At 47.1% G+C, this 586-nt stretch carries 1 protein-coding gene and 1 pseudogene; one reads left to right on the top strand and one right to left on the bottom strand.

Annotated features, from left to right (window positions below; all coding sequences use genetic code 11):
- Positions 1-357, bottom strand: a 357-nt coding sequence (locus CKO25_RS20800) for a transposase family protein (RefSeq protein ID WP_200389845.1), incomplete at its 3' end; no start/stop codon positions are given.
- Between the two features lie 84 nt (positions 358-441).
- Between CKO25_RS20800 and CKO25_RS21520 the strand changes: the two are divergent.
- A pseudogene (locus CKO25_RS21520) lies at positions 442-586 on the top strand (IS630 family transposase); the annotation flags it as partial.

Below are 586 nucleotides of genomic sequence, written 5' to 3'. Positions count from 1 at the left end.
GATCAATTCCAAAAGCATCTGTTGCTCGAAAGCTTTTGTGACTGAGGCACGTGGCGTATACCATGACAGGGTTTGACTTGTCGTTGGATGCCCTTCGCAGGAGCGACATTGATAGCGCTTAGGACGTAAGATCAACAGCACTCGGTATTCGAGTAGCGGCAAATGTCGAAGTTCGATCTCATTACCCAAACCATAAGCATGATGAATCGGCTTGCCACAACGGTGACACTGCGTTCCTTCTAGGGTACTATGAACGTAAATTCTCAACGTTTTACGTTCACCTAAAACCACCCGTTCAATTGCGAGGTCAGGAAGATTTAAAAGGGCCTGAATCGTATCATTATCGAAAGTCATCATAAAAAGCGCTCGAATGACATTTTAGCGGAGCACCGCCATCAAGTAACTGATTTATATGATAACATGACCCCCTGAGATCCGGGAGAGCCAAGACTTGCTGATGCAAAAGAAGGTCGGCGACAGGTCTATTTTGTGGATGCGGCGCACTTCGTCCTGCAACCATTTCTCGGTTATCTGTGGTGCCTTCAACGAATGTTTGTCTATTCAGCGAGTGGGAGGCAGCGGTTCA

This window comes from Thiocapsa imhoffii (assembly GCF_016583985.1).
Classification (GTDB): Bacteria; Pseudomonadota; Gammaproteobacteria; order Chromatiales; family Chromatiaceae; genus Thiocapsa; species Thiocapsa imhoffii.
This window is presented reverse-complemented; position numbering and strand designations above follow the sequence as displayed.